General features: G+C 59.7%; 17 protein-coding genes. 7 read left to right on the plus strand and 10 right to left on the minus strand.

The features are described 5' to 3' along the window. Positions 1-8 precede the first annotated feature (8 nt). On the minus strand, positions 9-1208 hold the full coding sequence (locus AB4N41_RS13215; RefSeq protein WP_252868813.1) for a glycosyltransferase family 4 protein: 1200 nt from the start codon (positions 1206-1208) through the stop codon (positions 9-11). 40 nt (positions 1209-1248) lie between these two features. Next, entirely contained in the window at positions 1249-2001 is a 753-nt protein-coding gene (gene cysZ, locus AB4N41_RS13220; RefSeq protein ID WP_252877460.1) for a sulfate transporter CysZ, read from the minus strand. 313 nt (positions 2002-2314) lie between these two features. Between cysZ and trxB the strand changes: the two genes are divergently transcribed. Beyond that, the gene (trxB, locus tag AB4N41_RS13225; RefSeq protein WP_016771656.1) at positions 2315-3277 is read left to right on the plus strand and encodes a thioredoxin-disulfide reductase; all 963 of its coding nucleotides are present in this window, start codon (positions 2315-2317) and stop codon (positions 3275-3277) included. A 191-nt stretch (positions 3278-3468) separates the two neighbouring features. Here trxB and AB4N41_RS13230 read toward each other — a convergent pair whose 3' ends face one another. The 5 genes from AB4N41_RS13230 to AB4N41_RS13250 all read right to left on the minus strand — a co-directional run bounded on the left by AB4N41_RS13230 (position 3469) and on the right by AB4N41_RS13250 (position 5976). Next, complete coding sequence (locus AB4N41_RS13230) at positions 3469-3807, minus strand: HopJ type III effector protein (RefSeq protein WP_252877461.1); 339 nt, start codon at positions 3805-3807, stop codon at positions 3469-3471. Then, positions 3800-4096: a DUF1244 domain-containing protein gene (locus tag AB4N41_RS13235; protein WP_039759325.1), complete on the minus strand. Its 297-nt coding sequence runs from the start codon at positions 4094-4096 to the stop codon at positions 3800-3802. The genes AB4N41_RS13230 and AB4N41_RS13235 overlap by 8 nt, the downstream gene beginning before the upstream one ends. A 97-nt stretch (positions 4097-4193) precedes the next feature. After that, positions 4194-4565, minus strand: coding sequence for a dihydroneopterin triphosphate 2'-epimerase (gene folX, locus AB4N41_RS13240; RefSeq protein WP_016771653.1), 372 nt, complete (start codon positions 4563-4565; stop codon positions 4194-4196). A gap of 72 nt (positions 4566-4637) precedes the next feature. Next, entirely contained in the window at positions 4638-5348 is a 711-nt protein-coding gene (folM, locus tag AB4N41_RS13245; protein WP_252877462.1) for a dihydromonapterin reductase, read from the minus strand. 58 nt (positions 5349-5406) lie between these two features. Next, positions 5407-5976, minus strand: a complete 570-nt coding sequence (locus tag AB4N41_RS13250; RefSeq protein WP_041477999.1) for an antibiotic biosynthesis monooxygenase — start codon at positions 5974-5976, stop codon at positions 5407-5409. Positions 5977-6187: 211 nt separating this feature from the next. Here AB4N41_RS13250 and AB4N41_RS13255 point away from each other — a divergent pair, with 211 nt between their 5' ends. Further along, the gene (locus AB4N41_RS13255; protein WP_252878154.1) at positions 6188-7147 is read left to right on the plus strand and encodes a MerR family transcriptional regulator; all 960 of its coding nucleotides are present in this window, start codon (positions 6188-6190) and stop codon (positions 7145-7147) included. Positions 7148-7150: 3 nt separating this feature from the next. On the opposite strand, the gene AB4N41_RS13260 is transcribed toward AB4N41_RS13255, so the two are convergent. Next, positions 7151-7756 carry a hypothetical protein gene (locus AB4N41_RS13260; RefSeq protein ID WP_024011639.1) on the minus strand — a complete coding sequence of 202 codons (606 nt, stop codon included), beginning with the start codon at positions 7754-7756 and terminating at the stop codon, positions 7151-7153. Between the two features lie 54 nt (positions 7757-7810). Next, on the minus strand, positions 7811-8287 hold the full coding sequence (locus AB4N41_RS13265) for a PAS domain-containing protein (RefSeq protein ID WP_252877463.1): 477 nt from the start codon (positions 8285-8287) through the stop codon (positions 7811-7813). Positions 8288-8440: 153 nt separating this feature from the next. Here AB4N41_RS13265 and AB4N41_RS13270 point away from each other — a divergent pair, with 153 nt between their 5' ends. The 4 genes from AB4N41_RS13270 (at position 8441) to AB4N41_RS13285 (ending at position 11820) form a co-directional block, all read left to right on the plus strand. Beyond that, positions 8441-8896 (plus strand): flavodoxin, encoded by a 456-nt coding sequence (locus AB4N41_RS13270; protein ID WP_041478001.1) that lies wholly within the window; start codon positions 8441-8443, stop codon positions 8894-8896. A gap of 175 nt (positions 8897-9071) precedes the next feature. After that, complete coding sequence (locus AB4N41_RS13275; RefSeq protein ID WP_150636128.1) at positions 9072-9854, plus strand: class II aldolase/adducin family protein; 783 nt, start codon at positions 9072-9074, stop codon at positions 9852-9854. Continuing rightward, positions 9854-10756, plus strand: a complete 903-nt coding sequence (locus AB4N41_RS13280; protein ID WP_150636130.1) for an alpha/beta fold hydrolase — start codon at positions 9854-9856, stop codon at positions 10754-10756. Before AB4N41_RS13275 ends, AB4N41_RS13280 begins: the two co-directional genes overlap by 1 nt. 152 nt (positions 10757-10908) lie before the next feature. After that, on the plus strand, positions 10909-11820 hold the full coding sequence (locus AB4N41_RS13285; protein WP_041478004.1) for an SDR family oxidoreductase: 912 nt from the start codon (positions 10909-10911) through the stop codon (positions 11818-11820). Positions 11821-12076: 256 nt separating this feature from the next. Here the strand turns inward: AB4N41_RS13285 and AB4N41_RS13290 are convergent, their stop codons facing one another. After that, positions 12077-13213 carry an S-type pyocin domain-containing protein gene (locus AB4N41_RS13290; RefSeq protein ID WP_252877464.1) on the minus strand — a complete coding sequence of 379 codons (1137 nt, stop codon included), beginning with the start codon at positions 13211-13213 and terminating at the stop codon, positions 12077-12079. Between the two features lie 646 nt (positions 13214-13859). On the opposite strand from AB4N41_RS13290, the gene AB4N41_RS13295 reads away from it, so the two are divergent. Next, positions 13860-15653, plus strand: coding sequence for a DUF1302 domain-containing protein (locus AB4N41_RS13295; protein ID WP_122692867.1), 1794 nt, complete (start codon positions 13860-13862; stop codon positions 15651-15653). The last annotated feature ends 18 nt before the right edge of the window (positions 15654-15671 follow it).

A 15671-nucleotide genomic window follows, 5' to 3' on the forward strand; every position in this document is an offset into this window, starting at 1 on the left:
ACGCAAATCTATGGTTGTGTCTGAGCCCCAGGCACCACCAACTCCCCCACACAAGCCCCCCGCAAATACCCCTCGAATTGCTCGATAATCGCCGCCCAGCCCTGGCGACTGCCATGCTGCCGCGCATTCAGCCGCACACAACGCAACCGTTCATCTTCCTCCAGCAACCACGCCGCCGCTTCGCAAAACGCCTGCTCATCGCCGGGCATTGCCGAAACGCCGTTGTAGCCATGGCGAATATGCTGCGCCGCCGCTGCCTGGTCATAAGCAATAACGCCAAGTCCCGAAGCCAGGGCTTCCAGCACCACATTGCCGAAAGTTTCGGTGAGGCTGGGAAATACAAACAGATCCCCTGAGGCATAGTGCGCCGCCAGTACTTCACCCCGCTGCGCGCCGCAGAAGATCGCTTCCGGCAATTCTTTTTCCAGCGCCGAACGCTGCGGGCCGTCACCGACCACGATCAGCTTCAGATGGCGCTGTGGATAAGTCTCACACAGGGTTTCAAAGCAGCGTTTGAGCAGGCCCAGATTTTTCTCCGGGGCGAGCCTTCCTACGTGGATGACCGCGATATCCGTGTCAGAGAGCCCCCATTGCTCACGCAACGCGCTCTGACGTTTGCTCGGATGAAACAACTGGCTGTCCACACCCCGCGACAACAACGCCAGCCGCTCGAAATGCCGCCGCTCCAACTCCAGGCGCTGACTGGCGCTCGGCACTAAAGTCATTGCCGAACGATTGTGAAACCAGCGCAGGTAGTGGGTAAGCATCCGCGTCAGCAGACCGAGGCCGTACTGGCTGGTGTATTGCTGGAAGTTGGTGTGAAAGCCGCTCACCACCGCAATCCCCAGGCGCCGTGCGGCGCGCAGTGCTGACAATCCCAGCGGGCCTTCCGTGGCGATGTACAGCACATCGGGGCGCTGGCGTTTCCAGCGGCGCAGCAGTTTATGCATCGACGACTGGCCCCATTGCAGCCCCGGATAGCCCGGCAGCGGCCATCCGCGACACAGCAACAGTGCATCGTCTTCGCTGCGTTGTGGATCACCGGCCTGGCGCGGGCGCACCAGCTCCACCTGATGCCCTCGTGCGCGCAAACCCTCGCACAAGCGGCCAAGGGTATTGGCCACGCCGTTGATTTCCGGTGGGAAGGTTTCGCTGATGAGGGTGATATGTAGAGCTGTCGTCATGACCTCAGTGTCGGCTGAGGCCATGTCGAGCTTGTTACGATCGGATGATGGATTTGTGACGCGGTCAGTGCTGTATCACCAGGTTTTCGGCGCCACGTTCGCGCACCCAGAACAATGTCGCTCCGGCCACCGCCGCTGGCATCATCAGGATGTTGACCACCGGAATCAGCAACACCAGATAGACGATCCCGCCAAAACTCATGCTCTGCCAGCGCTTCTGCCGCAGCCAGGCGAGCATCTCGTTCCAGCCCAGTTTGTGGTTGTCCGCCGGGTAGTCGATGTACTGGATGGCCATCATCCACACGCCGAACAGCAGCCATAACGGCGCGGCGACGATATTTACCACCGGGATGAACGAAAGGATGAACAGGCCAATGGCGCGCGGCAGGAAGTAGCCGAGCTTGCGCATTTCCCGGGAGAGGGTGCGCGGGATCATCGCGACCAGTTCGCCCCAGCTGAACGCCGGGAAATCATCGGTGCCGCGCACCACCACTTCAACTTTTTCCGCGAGGAAACCGTTGAACGGTGCGGCAATGATGTTGGCGAGCATGGTGAAGGTGAAAAACACCATCAAGGCCACGAGGACCACGAACAGCGGCCAGAGGATATAGCTGAGGAAACTCAGCCATTCAGGCAACGAGGGCATCAGCGTGTCGACCCACAGGCTGAACTGGTGGCCGGCCAGATAGATCAATCCGACGAACAGCACCAGGTTGATAGCCAGCGGCAACAACACGAACAGGCGCAGGCCAGGGCTCAGGACCAGTTTGAGGCCTTCGCGCAGGTATTGCGGGCCTGACAGAACAGGGGCGGGCATAAGGTGCTCCGAAGCAAGGGAAATCGCGCCGACGTTACCGACTTTGCCCCAGCGGCGAAAGCGCGGCAGAGCAATCGACATTCACTGTAACAAAGAGGTCTATCTCGTCACCGTCTCGGCATAGAGACCACCTATGAGCTGGATTGTTAAACCGTATTTCCTTAATCTTGCCCCCCTCGATACGCTGCACCCAACTTTTTACAGGACTGTCGAGTTCAAGCCTTCCCCAAGGTGTCCACGGTCCTTTTTTATTCCGCCGGCCGTCCGGCGTCCGCGCCAGATTTTTTCATGGCCGGCCAACAGGAGCAGATTCATGTCTGAAGTCCGTCATTCGCGAGTGATCATTCTCGGTTCCGGCCCCGCCGGTTACAGCGCTGCGGTCTACGCGGCCCGCGCCAACCTCAAGCCACTGCTGATTACCGGCATGCAGGCCGGCGGTCAACTGACCACCACCACCGAAGTCGACAACTGGCCGGGTGATGTTCATGGCTTGACCGGTCCGGTGTTGATGGAGCGCATGCGCGAGCACGCCGAGCGTTTCGAGACCGAGATCGTCTTCGATCACATCAACGCCGTGGACTTCGCTGCCAAGCCGTACACCCTGACCGGCGACAGCGCCGTCTATACCTGCGATGCGCTGATCATCGCCACTGGCGCCAGTGCGCGTTACCTGGGCCTGCCGTCGGAAGAAGCGTTCATGGGCAAAGGCGTGTCGGCCTGCGCAACCTGCGACGGTTTCTTCTACCGCAACAAGCCGGTCGCCGTGGTTGGCGGTGGCAACACCGCTGTCGAAGAAGCGCTGTACCTGGCCAACATCGCCAGCACCGTGACCCTGATCCACCGTCGCGAAACCTTCCGCGCCGAGAAGATCCTGATCGACAAGCTCAACGCTCGTGTGGCTGAAGGCAAGATCATTCTCAAGTTGAACGCCAACCTGGACGAAGTCCTCGGCGACAACATGGGCGTGACCGGTGCGCGCCTGCGCAACAATGATGGCAGCTTCGACGAGATCAAAGTCGACGGCGTGTTCATCGCCATCGGCCACACCCCGAACACTTCGCTGTTCGAAGGCCAGTTGACGCTGAAAGACGGTTACCTGGTTGTGCAGGGCGGCCGTGAAGGTAATGCGACTGCCACTAGCGTCGAAGGCATCTTCGCTGCCGGTGACGTGGCTGACCACGTTTACCGTCAGGCCATCACCTCGGCCGGCGCCGGTTGCATGGCGGCACTGGACACCGAGCGCTACCTGGACGGCTTGCAGAACGCCACGTTCTAAGACCGCAGGGCATAAAAAAAACCGGCCAGATTGGCCGGTTTTTTTGTGCCCGAGATTCGCAGTCGCCACGCATCCAGTGTGGGAGCGAGCCTGCTCGCGAAAGCGGTGTATCAGTCGACATCAACGTTGAATGTCAGTCCGTCTTCGCGAGCAGGCTCGCTCCCACAGGTGTTATGTGTGGCCGTTGGGGATCAGCGGCGGGTCAAGGGTTGGGCGCTGAATTCAACCCCGGCCAGGCCGTGCTTGATCAACGCGCGGATATTGCCGTGATCGCTGCCCTCGGGCGTCGCCAGGACCGAACGGTAATGCTCGCCGAAAGCCAGCAGCGCTTCTTCATCGCTCAAGCCTTCCAGCAGTGCCAGACCCAGGGTCTTGCACGAGCCTTCGTTCTGCCCGGCAGCGTTTTCCACGCCGCCGTTGTTGAATGCTTGCGGCTGGTAGTCATAACCGGCGGCGATGAACGCCAGGGTGTCGGCGAAAGCATGCTCGCCACTCTTGAGGCTGGCGCGCAGGGTGTTCAGATCAGTCATTGGGTTTTCCTTTGGCAAACGCTGCTTGCTGCTCGGCGCTGGCTTCTTGCTGGTATTGGGCTTTCCACTCGGCGTAGGGCATGCCGTACACCACTTCGCGGGCGTCATCGAGGCTGACCTCGATCTGACGTTGGTCGGCTTCGGCCTTGTACCATTTCGACAGGCAGTTGCGGCAGAACCCGGCGAGGTTCATCAGGTCGATGTTCTGCACGTCCTTGCGGCTGTCGAGGTGAGCGACCAGTCGGCGAAAGGCGGCGGCTTCGAGTTCCAGGCGTTGTTGCTCGGTCATAAGGGTCTCTTCGAGACAGCTTCAAGCGGCAAGCTACAAGCTGCAAGATTGAATTGTGGGGGGCGTTAGATTAACGCTTACGGCTTGAAGCTTGAAGCTAGCGGCTCGCTGCGAGCGTAATCGATACCGATTCGGCGAAGCGCAGCGCGTGGGGCTTGTCGACTTCGACTTCGGCATACAGCACCGATGCATTGGTCATCACCAGATCGAGCAATTCCTGGGTCAGGCGTTCGAGCAGCGCGAAGCGGTTGCCTTCGACGTGGGCGATGATTGCCTTGGTGATGGTGCGGTAATTCAGCGCGTGGTCGATGTCGTTGTCACGCACCGCTTCCTGAGCCGCGTACAGAATGGTCAGGTTGATCAGCACATCCTGCTTGTTGAGGATTTCGTCCTCGTTGATGCCGATAAAGGTGCGCAGGCGCAGATCCTTGACCCGGATGCGCGCCATCCCCGGTTGAAGTTGTGGCATTGATTTGCTCCGTCCAGTCTATTGCAGGCGTTCAGGTGGATCTTACTCGACTCGCGGCCGAAGCGGGACGGCCTATTTGACGTGCCGGCCGCCGTTGACGGTCAGGGTCGTGCCGGTGACATAGGGATTGTCGAGCAGATAGCGCAGGCTCTGATAGATCACCTCGCTGCCCGGCTCGATACCCAGCGCGGACTTGGCCAACGCCTTGGTGCGGTACGCCGTGTCATCTTCGGGGTTGAACAATAACAGCGCCGGGGCGATGCCGTTAACCTTGATGGCCGGCGCAAAGCGCGCGGCAAACGACAGGGTCAGACTGTCGAGCCCGGCCTTGCTGGCGCAATAACCGATGTGCTTGCTGCTGCCTTTGCGGGTGACATCGTCGCTGATGTGGATGATGTCGGCAGGCGTCGAGCGCTGCAGCAACTCGGCGCAGTGCAGGTTGATCAGGTAAGGCGCGAGCATGTGAATGTTGAACATGCGATTGAAGGCCTGTGCTTCGCTGCCCTGGGTTTCTGCCAGCCATTCGGAGGCGTTATGCACGACGGCGCGCAAGCTGTCGGTGTGGGCTTTCAGCGCATCGATGAAGGCAAGAATCCCGGCCTCGCTGGAAAAGTCCGCGAACAGCGCTGTCGCACCAAGATCGCGAAGGGCCTGTACGCCCGGTCGCTCGGTGCGGTAAGTGAAAATCAGCGGGTGGCCATCCTCGATCAAGCGCTGCGCGCAGTGCAAACCGACACGCTGGCCGGCGCCGGTGATGAGGATCGGGGCTGCGGAATCTGGCATGGGCGGCTCGCATCGCGGTTGAAGCGAAAACTATAACAGGCTCGCCGCCCGCTGCAGATCAGCGATTCTGCGCCGACGGTGCGCCAGCCAATGGCCTCGTCGGCGTGCTGTTCAACCAGTTCGCCAGCAGACGCGTCGACAACGGGATGAAGAAATATACCATCAGCGGCGTCAGGCACGCCGTGCCGATCAAGATGCGCGGCAACAGGCTCAGCTCAGCGAGCAGCGGGCCGAGGGCAAAGTTGAATATCAGCGACACCGGAAAAAACGCCAGCCAGATCGCCACGGCCTGTTTCCAGCGCGGCGGGCGTTGGCCGGCAGCACCAAACCAGCCTTCAATGCCGCTGACCCGGTGCTCTTTGGGATGTTCGAAAAGATCGCTGCCACGATTCAGCCAGGCGGTACGCGACGCCGAGTATTCCCACGCATGCAGGGTCTGCTCATCGACAAAGCGAAAGATAATCTGGAATTCGTTGTCACCGGGCGGTGGCGCAAGGACGCCGGAGCCCAGGTAGCCGGGGAAGTCGGTGGCCAGTTGCTCGCCTTCGCGCAACCAGGCGATAAGATCGTGATAACGGCCATCGGCGACGCGACGCGCTACCATTAGCGTGACGGGGGAAGTAGACATTTTGTATCTCCGTATTTCGAGTGCGTCGCTCCGGGTAAGAGCTTCGCCTGACGCAAGCCGGGGTAGAGGCTTGCGCTTTACAACAAGCAAGGATTATTCCTGATTTTGTCGATTAAACCAGCCACTTTCGTCGCAGATCACTACTTGAAGGTTTCCAGTCCATCATGTTTAAAATGGGATCCAATGAACCGACATGGAAGTTGACCGCCAGATGCCTGTAAACACGGACACTCGCCCGGCTTCAACAGTACTCGGCACGATCGAGCGCGAAGAGCTGTTTCCCATCCGCGAAGTGGCGCGCCTGACCGGCGTCAACCCGGTGACCCTGCGTGCCTGGGAGCGCCGTTATGGACTCATCCAGCCGACGCGCACCGAAAGCGGGCATCGTTTGTATTCAATGAACGATATCGAGCGCGTGCGCAGCATTGTCGACTGGATCGATCGCGGCGTGGCCGTGAGCAAAGTCGGCAAGATCCTGGCGAAGACAGAGCCTCTGAAGGTGCTGGCAAACTTTATCCCCGATGACCATGTGCAGGCTGATTACAAGCAATGGCAGGAGCAGGTTCAGCAGGCGGTCAGTGCGTTCGACGATCAGCAGCTGGATCGCGTCTACGGGCAGATTTTCTCGTCGTACGCGCTGCCGGTGGTGTTCGAAGCCATTCTGATGCCGTTGTGGCGTCAACTGCTGCAGCGCCAGGACGCTTTCGGGCAAACCAGCGAATGGTTGTTTCTCGACGGATTTCTCAGGGTGCGTGTACTGCAGCGCATTGTCATGTTGCGGGGTGCGCAACCGCGCCGGGTGATTGTCAGCGCGCTCGCGGGGCAGTGCAGAGAGCTTGAGTTGCTGGTCGCGGCGCTGTTTCTCAGCGGCAACGATTCTGGCGTGCGGGTGCTGACCACGGGCCAGCCGTTCGATGAATTGACGCTGGTCTGCGAAAAGGTCAAGCCTGACGCACTTGTACTGTTTTCCAATCATGCCCCCGGTCCAGAGCTGCCCCGGCGCCTGAATCGTCTGGCACTGAGCCTCGATTGCCAATTGATGTTGGCCGGCGATGCCTCGGAACTGGCCGAAGACAGTCTGGCCGGTTCATCCGTTGCATGTCTAGGGAATGAGGGCGCAACAATGCGTCAACGCATGAAGCAATTCATGGCAGGCAAACTGGATACCTGAAACTCAGGCGTGCAGGGCGGGGTGGGTGAGGCGATGCTGCTGCAGGATGAACTGGCGCAGGCGCTCGGTTTCGTCGGCATCGGTCTGGCTCAGTTCGTAGGCGAAGAAACCTTGCTCGGTTTCACGCTCGAAATGGCCGCGCAACGAGATGCGCTCATAACCGGAAGGGCTGAACCACAGGGCGAAATGTTTCGGTGGTTTGGTCTTGTTGCGCACTTCCAGCAACACACCTTTGTGCGACACCTCGTGCACCCACAGCGTGCCGGGCTGCCCTTTGGCGTTTTCCAATGCCACCGGCTCTTCCAATACCAGGCGCCACGGCCGCACCATCGGGCCGTCTTCATAGATGCTCGGCACGCCGAGACGCAGATGCAGCGCGTGGAACTCGTCTTCCACCAGATGCAGCGGGAAGGTCATCTGCTGATTTTCGAAGTTGGCCTGGATCGTCACTTGCTCGTGAGCAGCCAGACGTGTCAGCAGGTCACGGATCTGCGAACCACCATTAACCAGCAGACTCGACGTCGCATCCCGCACGTTCAGTTGCGGGTTGTGCTGCATTGTCTGGATGAAATCCAGCTCGTCCTGGGTGAGGAGGGCGTCGCGCTGCATGGCTAACTCGAAGTGAATAGTTACAAAGTCATTGGTGATTGTAGTTAATGACCGTCAGTTCGCGGTTTTGTTTGCGCCGTTCGTCGCTTTGAGTGCCGCCAGCTCGCTTTGCAGCGCCGCCACTTGAGCTTCCAGCTGTGCAACGCGCTGCTGCGCCTTGACCTGAAGCGTTACATCCTTCTGCACGCCGATGAAATAAGTCTGCCCGTCCTCGGCATTCTTTACCGTCGACAATGACAATTCGTTCCAGAACGGCGTGCCATCCTTGCGATAGTTGCGCAGGATTTCCCGGCAGGAACCGCCTTCACGCAATGTCTCGCGAATCAGTTGCAGACTTGGTTGATCACGGTCTCCAGCCTGCAAAAAACGACAGTCCTGGTAGAGGATTTCCTCACTGCTATAACCGGTCATGCGCTCGAAGGCAGGGTTGACGTAAATAAGGATGTTGTCCTGCTCGCCTTCCTTTTCAGCGACCACGATTCCGTCATTCGACGCATTGATCACCATTTGCAGCAGGCTGGCGTTGATCATCCGAGAATCCCTTCCGTTATGTCAGTGGCAGGCATTCTAGAAGAAAGCCGCGGACTGTCTATAGGCCATCCGCTTGCATTGAGAGCCAATCGCAACTTCGCGGCATGGGCTGTTACTATCGCGGCTCTTTTTTTCAGTTCCAGGATCAGATTGATGAAAGTCGCCATCCTCTCAGGTTCAGTCTACGGCACCGCCGAAGAAGTCGCCCGCCACGCCCAGAACCTGCTGAAAGCCGCCGGCTTTGAAACCTTCTACAACTCGCGGGCCGCGCTGGCCGATATTCAGGCGTTCGCTCCTGAGGCTCTTTTGGCCGTCACTTCGACCACTGGCATGGGCGAGCTGCCGGACAACCTGCAACCGTTGTATTCGATGCTGCGCGATCAGTTGCCTGCTTCGTTGCGGGGCCTGCCCGGCGCGGTGATCGCCCTCGGTGATGCCAGCTATGGCGACACCTTCTGCGGCGGTGGCGAGCAGATGCGCGAACTGTTTGCCGAACTGGGCGTAAACGAGGTTCAGGAAATGCTGCGCATCGACGCCAGCGAAAGCGTCACGCCGGAAACCGATGCCGAGCCGTGGCTGGCGCAGTTGATTGAAGCGCTCAAAGGCTGATTGCGGGCAATAATCGCTGCACCTTATAAGCGTTGTTGCATTGCAACGGATCCAGGCTGTTTGCCCGGCTGACTCGTTCAGTCATCAAGCTGGCTGCCAATGCAACTACGCGATGCCCTGCGCCTGACTAGACTGCTGACACGAGCAGAACAAGAAGAACGCAGAGGTGCATACAGTGAGCGTAGCCCCCGTCCAATCGTCGCCGAACGTCAAAGATCAGGTCAGCGCTGCCGAGTGGCAGACCCGCGTTGATCTTGCCGCCTGTTACCGTCTGGTCGCGCTGCACGGCTGGGACGATCTGATCTTCACGCATATCTCGGCCAAGGTGCCCGGCACTGAAGATTTCCTGATCAATCCGTTTGGCCTGATGTTCCACGAGATTACCGCCTCAAGCCTGGTGAAAGTCGATCAGGCCGGCAACAAACTCATGGACAGCCCCTACGAAATCAACCCCGCCGGCTATACCATTCACAGCGCCGTCCACGAGGTGCGCCACGATGTGGTTTGTGTGCTGCATACGCACACCGCGTCAGGCGTTGCGGTGTCGGCGCAAAGGCAGGGGGTGTTGCCGATCAGTCAACAGTCGTTGTTCGTGTTGTCGAGCCTGGCCTATCACGCCTACGAGGGCGTGGCCCTGAATCATGAAGAAAAGGCGCGCCTGCAAGCCGATCTCGGCGACAACAGTTTCCTCATGCTGCACAACCACGGTCTGCTCACCTGCGGCGGGACTATCGCCGACACTTTTCTGATGATGTTCACTTTCCAGCGGGCCTGCGACATTCAGGTCATGGCGCAGACTGGAGGGACCGAACTGATCGCCATCGAACCGCAGATTCTCGCCGGCGCCAAAGCGATGATTGCCGGCGTCACCAAGAGCGCGCAGGGCATGGGCGGCGCGCTGGCGTGGCCGGCGCTGCTGCGCAAACTCGACCTGCAGGATTCGGGGTATAAATTCTAATGCCACTTGCCGAGATTCCTTTGTGTGTCTGGCGCAAGCGCAGCCGGACTTTTGTCTTTCGTGGCCAGTCGATCCGCTACTGGACAGTCGGGCAGGGTGAACCGTTGCTGTTGATTCACGGTTTCCCCACCGCCAGTTGGGATTGGCATTACTTGTGGCAGCCACTGGCCCAGCGTTATCAGGTGATCGCCTGCGATATGCTCGGTTTCGGCGATTCTGCGAAACCGCGCAATCACACCTATAGCCTGCTGGAACAGGCCGATCTGCAACAGGCGCTGCTCGCCCATCTGCAGGTTGAACAAGCGGTGCATATTCTTGCCCACGACTATGGCGACAGCGTCGCTCAGGAACTGCTCGCGCGGCACTACGAAAAGCGCATCGAAGTCGCCAGTTGCGTGTTCCTCAACGGCGGGCTGTTTCCGGAAACCCATCGTCCGCTGCTGATGCAGAAACTGCTGCTCAGTCCGATTGGCTGGCTGCTTGGTCGCGCATTCAGTCGTGAGGCGTTGGTCAAAGGTTTCCGGCAGATCTTCGGCCCGCAGACCCAGCCGACTGAAAGCGAACTGGATGATTACTGGAGTCTGGTCGACAGCAACCATGGCCCGCGCATCCTGCACAAATTGATCACTTACATTCCCGAGCGCCGGGTGCAACGTGAGCGCTGGGTGACGGCCATGCAGCAGGGTGACATTCCCTTGCGGGTGATCGACGGCGCATTTGACCCGATCTCCGGCGTGCACATGGTCGAGCGATATCGCGAACTGATCCCTGATGCAGACACCGTGCTCTTACCCGGCATCGGCCACTATCCGCAAACCGAGGCGCCGGTGCTGGTACTCAAGCACTATCTGGCGTTCCGCGATCGTCTGGTATTGCCTCCGCGCAAAGTGGCGTACTCCTGATTCTCGCCGAGAGCACGGGCTCTCGGCGTCCTGACACTCGATCATCCCTCAGCCTTATCGCCCACCATTCAGCCGCAGCCGTGTTCGTTGTGACCCAAAGCGCCGTGCCTGACACTCGGGGCAATATCCCTTGGCCTGCTGGAGTTGCCGCGATGAATGAACCTGTGCGTTTCGAAGATAAAGTCGTGATAGTGACCGGCGCCGGTGGCGGCCTCGGTCGTGCGCATGCGCTGCTGTTCGCCAGGCAGGGCGCCAAAGTGCTGGTCAACGATCTCGGTGGCTCGACGCAGGGCGAGGGCGCCAACGCTTCGGCTGCCGACCGCGTAGTGGCGCAAATCCGCGAGGCCGGCGGTATTGCCGAAGCCAACCACGACTCGGTGACTGACGGCGACAAACTGGTACAGAACGCCCTTGATGCCTTCGGCCGCGTCGACGTCGTAGTCAACAACGCCGGGATCCTGCGCGACAAGTCGTTTCACAAGATGGACGACGCCGACTGGGATCTGGTCTATCGCGTCCACGTCGAAGGCGCCTACAAGGTTACCCGTGCCGCTTGGCCGCATCTGCGCGAGCAAAACTACGGTCGCGTGATTTTCACTGCATCGACTTCAGGCATCTATGGCAATTTCGGCCAGTCCAACTACGGCATGGCCAAGCTCGGGCTGTACGGGTTGACCCGAACGCTGGCGATCGAAGGGCGCAAGAACAACATTCTGGTCAACGCCATCGCCCCGACCGGCGGCACGCGCATGACCGAGGGCCTGATCCCGCCGCAAGTATTCGAGCAACTGAAGCCGGAACTGGTCAGCCCGCTGGTGGTGTATCTGGCCAGCGAGCAATGTCAGGAAACGTCCGGCCTGTTCGAAGTCGGCGGCGGCTGGATGGGCAAGGTGCGCTGGGAACGCAGCCTCGGTGCCGGCTTCGATCCGCGCGAGGGGTTCTCGCCAGAGGATGTGGCGGCGCACTGGCAGCAGATTTGTGATTTCGAAGGCGCGGCGCATCCGAAGGACAATATTGAAGCATTGAAGGAAATGATGGCGAATTTGCAGAAGTATTCGATTTGAAGGTAACGAAGCCACCAGCCTTCGCGGCTGGTGGCTCCAGTTTTCAAATGTATCTTTGTTCTGTCATGAACTTGGGCGGCTGCCAGTTAGGTCCTTTGATAGCTAGGCCCTTTTTACCCCTCCAGCAAAATCCCGGCAGCGGAGAGCCGAGCGTACGATGCTTCCAAGGTCCCATACTCGTTGATCAGGTCTCGATTGTGGCGTCTGATCATCATGTCCAGATGTGGCGTTGCCTGAAGTAACGCGAACACAGTGACTATGTCATTTCATCTCCAGTCTCGTCTGGGTTGAAACCACGCCCGCTGTGCTTTCCCTTTTCGGTTGCCCCCTCATAAGGACTACTGAACACCACATAAAGCGGCTCTATCCCCGAATCAGCCGGAAACACGATGATGAATCGATCCCAGCCTTCGACCAGGATCGGGTTCAGATCCAGCAGCCCTTCAACCGGAACAACGGAAGCGCCGGAATAGGCGGGCGAATCGGTATCCGCTATTGGCAAGGCGGTCGATTGGTCTCCCGGCGAGATAGCCGGAGTCCAGGTCAGCAAGTCGGTGGGCGAGTTCGATAGCGCGACCTGGTATACGTCGTTGAGCAAATCGTATGCGGCATTGAGAACCATCACACTTGAGCGAATATGGAAGTCATCACTCGTAGCGACGAACACTTGCGTGCCAGCCCCGAGTCGCCTGACCCCTAGCCCGACCTGCATCTCCAAAGTGCCCTGCCGGTCTGCGATTTCACGCAGCGTCTCGGCCGGCTCGGACGACAACTCGGCCAGTGGAACGCTCATCGCAAAGCGTTCGCCGTTGCCCAGAGGTGACGGCATCAACAGCGCTGCGAATCCCATCAGTACCGGACTGCCGAGCAGCGCCGTGCCCGTCGCTGTCAGGGTCGCTTTTGCCGTACGTAACGCATTGAGTATTCCCGCCGAGGTGGCCGGGCTGAGCGGGACGGCTGTCGAAGCGAAAGAAACGGCCGGGCCGTTGCGGGCCACTGCTCCATAAGCCGGAAAGACATGCTTGCGTTCCTCCTGTAACCGAGCCTGTTCTGCCGCATTGGCCAGCGCCGCTGCTTCAGCTTTGGCTCGTGCCTCGGCCTGGGCGATTTTCAACGCAGCCAGCCGCTCTTTCTCCCGAGCTTCAGCCTCAGCATTCAGGCGCGCGGTCTCAGCCGCCAGTCGAGCCTGTTCGGCATCCCGACGCTGTTTCTCCGCCAACGCGGCCAGACGCGCCTGTTCGCGTACGCGGATTTCTTCCTGCTCCCGGCGCACCGCTTCGGCAATGTCACGCTGGCGCGGATCCCGTTCTAACGGTGGAGGCTTTGGCATATTCATATCCTTTTGAATGTGCGTTTTCACTCGCTCGAAATTGCGCACGGGTGGCGATGCCATCCGTGTCACCAGCGAATGGTTGAGGTGTTTCAAGTTACATCAGAGTGGCGGTAATCAAATCCGAGAAGCCCGTCAGTAACAGGGCGTTATGTCGAAAGGGTTTTCGCGGGTTTTCATCGATGCAGAGGGAATTCGTCCGAGCTTCGAAGAAATGTCTGACGCGCTGATCGGAAGCTTGCCGAACCGCTAACCAGCCTTTTTAAACGCCCATAAAAAAGGCCGCTGCAAACGCAGCGGCCAAGGTAAGACGTTGGATCAAGGAGCTACAAATCAACGTCAGTGAACACCGGGGCGGTAAACCGAAAACATCGATTTATCCAGAATCTGTAGCCAGTCGCTCGCGATTCAGCGTGGCGAGCTTGGCGCTTTGCGGCGTGTGCCGAGGAAAGCGCGCTCAGAATAAGGTCTCAAGCCTGTAGGAAAAATACCGATTCCAGACATGCACTGTTACGGGGCGCGCAACAGTGGGGTGCCCATGGATGGCGCTGATGATGCGCCATCCAGCCAGCCCATGAACCGCTCAAGGCCCCGCCGTGCAAGGCCATTCATCCTTTCGAGCGACAACGCAAATACCTCCTTGGTGCGCTTATCGACCGCAGCGCCCGGCAGTAGGGTGGGGCCTTCTGTCACTCACCGGGGAAGACGCATGACAAAAACAACAATGCGCGCCATCTTCACACCGCAGGCGCTGGCCGCTGCGGTGGCTTTGGGTTGCTGCGCCCAGGCGCACGCGGTCGCCTTCAATATCGGCGAAATCGAAGGCACCTTCGACTCGTCACTTTCGGTCGGCGCGAGCTGGGGGCTGCGCGATGCAGACAGTTCGCTGGTTGGCACGGTCAATGGCGGCAGCGGACAATCGTCCACCGGTGATGACGGGCGCCTGAATTTCAAGAAGGGCGAAACCTTCTCGAAGATCTTCAAGGGTATCCACGACCTCGAACTGAAGTACGGCGATACCGGCGTGTTCGTGCGGGGCAAATACTGGTACGACTTCGAACTCAAGGACGAAGACCGCGAGTTCAAACAGATCAGCGACAGCGGCCGCAAGGAAGGCGCCAAGTCTTCCGGCGCGCAGATCCTCGATGCTTTCGTCTATCACAACTACGCCATCGCCGATTTGCCCGGCACCGTGCGGGCCGGCAAGCAGGTGGTGAGCTGGGGCGAAAGTACCTTCATCGGCAACTCGATCAACAGCATCAACCCGGTCGACGTCTCGGCATTCCGCCGTCCCGGTGCCGAGATCAAGGAAGGCCTGATTCCGGTGAACATGCTGTTCGGTTCGCAGAGCCTGACCGACAAACTTTCGGTCGAAGGCTTCTACCAATTGGAGTGGGACCAAACCGTTCTCGACAACTGCGGCACGTTCTTTGGCGTCGACGTGGCGGCTGACGGTTGCAACAACGGCTACACCGTCGGCAGCCCAGCGGTGGCGCCACTGGTGCCGCTGACCACTGCGTTCGGCCAAGGCATCCAAGTCACCCGCGAGGGCGTGGTGATCCCCCGTGGCGGTGATCGCGATGCGCGCGATTCCGGGCAGTGGGGCACGGCGCTGCGCTGGCTCGGCGAAGACACCGAGTACGGCCTCTACTTCATGAACTACCACAGCCGTACGCCGACGGTCGGCACCACCACGGCGGGGCTGTCGACACTGGCGGCGTTGCCAGGCATGGTCGGCATTGCCAACGGCCTCGCGCCTGGCAGCGGTGCGGGGCTGGCGCAAAGCGTGATGCTCGGGCGCGGTCAGTATTACCTCGAATATCCGGAAGACATTCGTCTGTACGGCGCCAGTTTCTCCACCACGCTGCCCACCGGCACCGCGTGGACCGGCGAGATCAGCTACCGGCCGAACGCGCCGGTGCAGGTCAACACCAACGACCTGACCCTGGCGCTGGTCAATCCGATTGCCGGCGGCACCGCATCGCCACTCGCCACTTCGCCGGGTGCCGACAACAAAGGCTACCGGCGCAAGGAAGTCACGCAAATCCAGAGCACCCTCACACACTTCTTCGATCAGGTGCTCGGCGCCGAACGCTTGACTGTGGTCGGCGAAGCAGCGGTGGTGCATGTCGGTGGTCTGGAGTCACGCAGTGAGCTGCGTTATGGCCGTGATTCGGTCTACGGCCAGTATGGTTTCGGCGGCGATACCGACGGCTTCGTCACCTCGACTTCGTGGGGCTATCGCGCCCGGGCGATTCTCGATTACGCCAACGTCATCGGCGGGATCAACCTCAAGCCCAACCTGTCGTGGTCCCATGACGTCGCCGGTTACGGCCCCAACGGTCTGTTCAACGAAGGTGCGAAAGCCATCAGCTTCGGCGTCGATGCCGACTACCGCAACACCTACACCGCAAGCCTGAGTTACACCGACTTTTTCGGTGGCGACTACAACGTCCTCGAAGACCGTGACTTCGTGGCCCTGAGCTTCGGCGTGAACTTCTGATCTGCCCGAGAAGGATGA

The sequence above is a fragment of the Pseudomonas sp. S2_A10 genome (assembly GCF_054668465.1).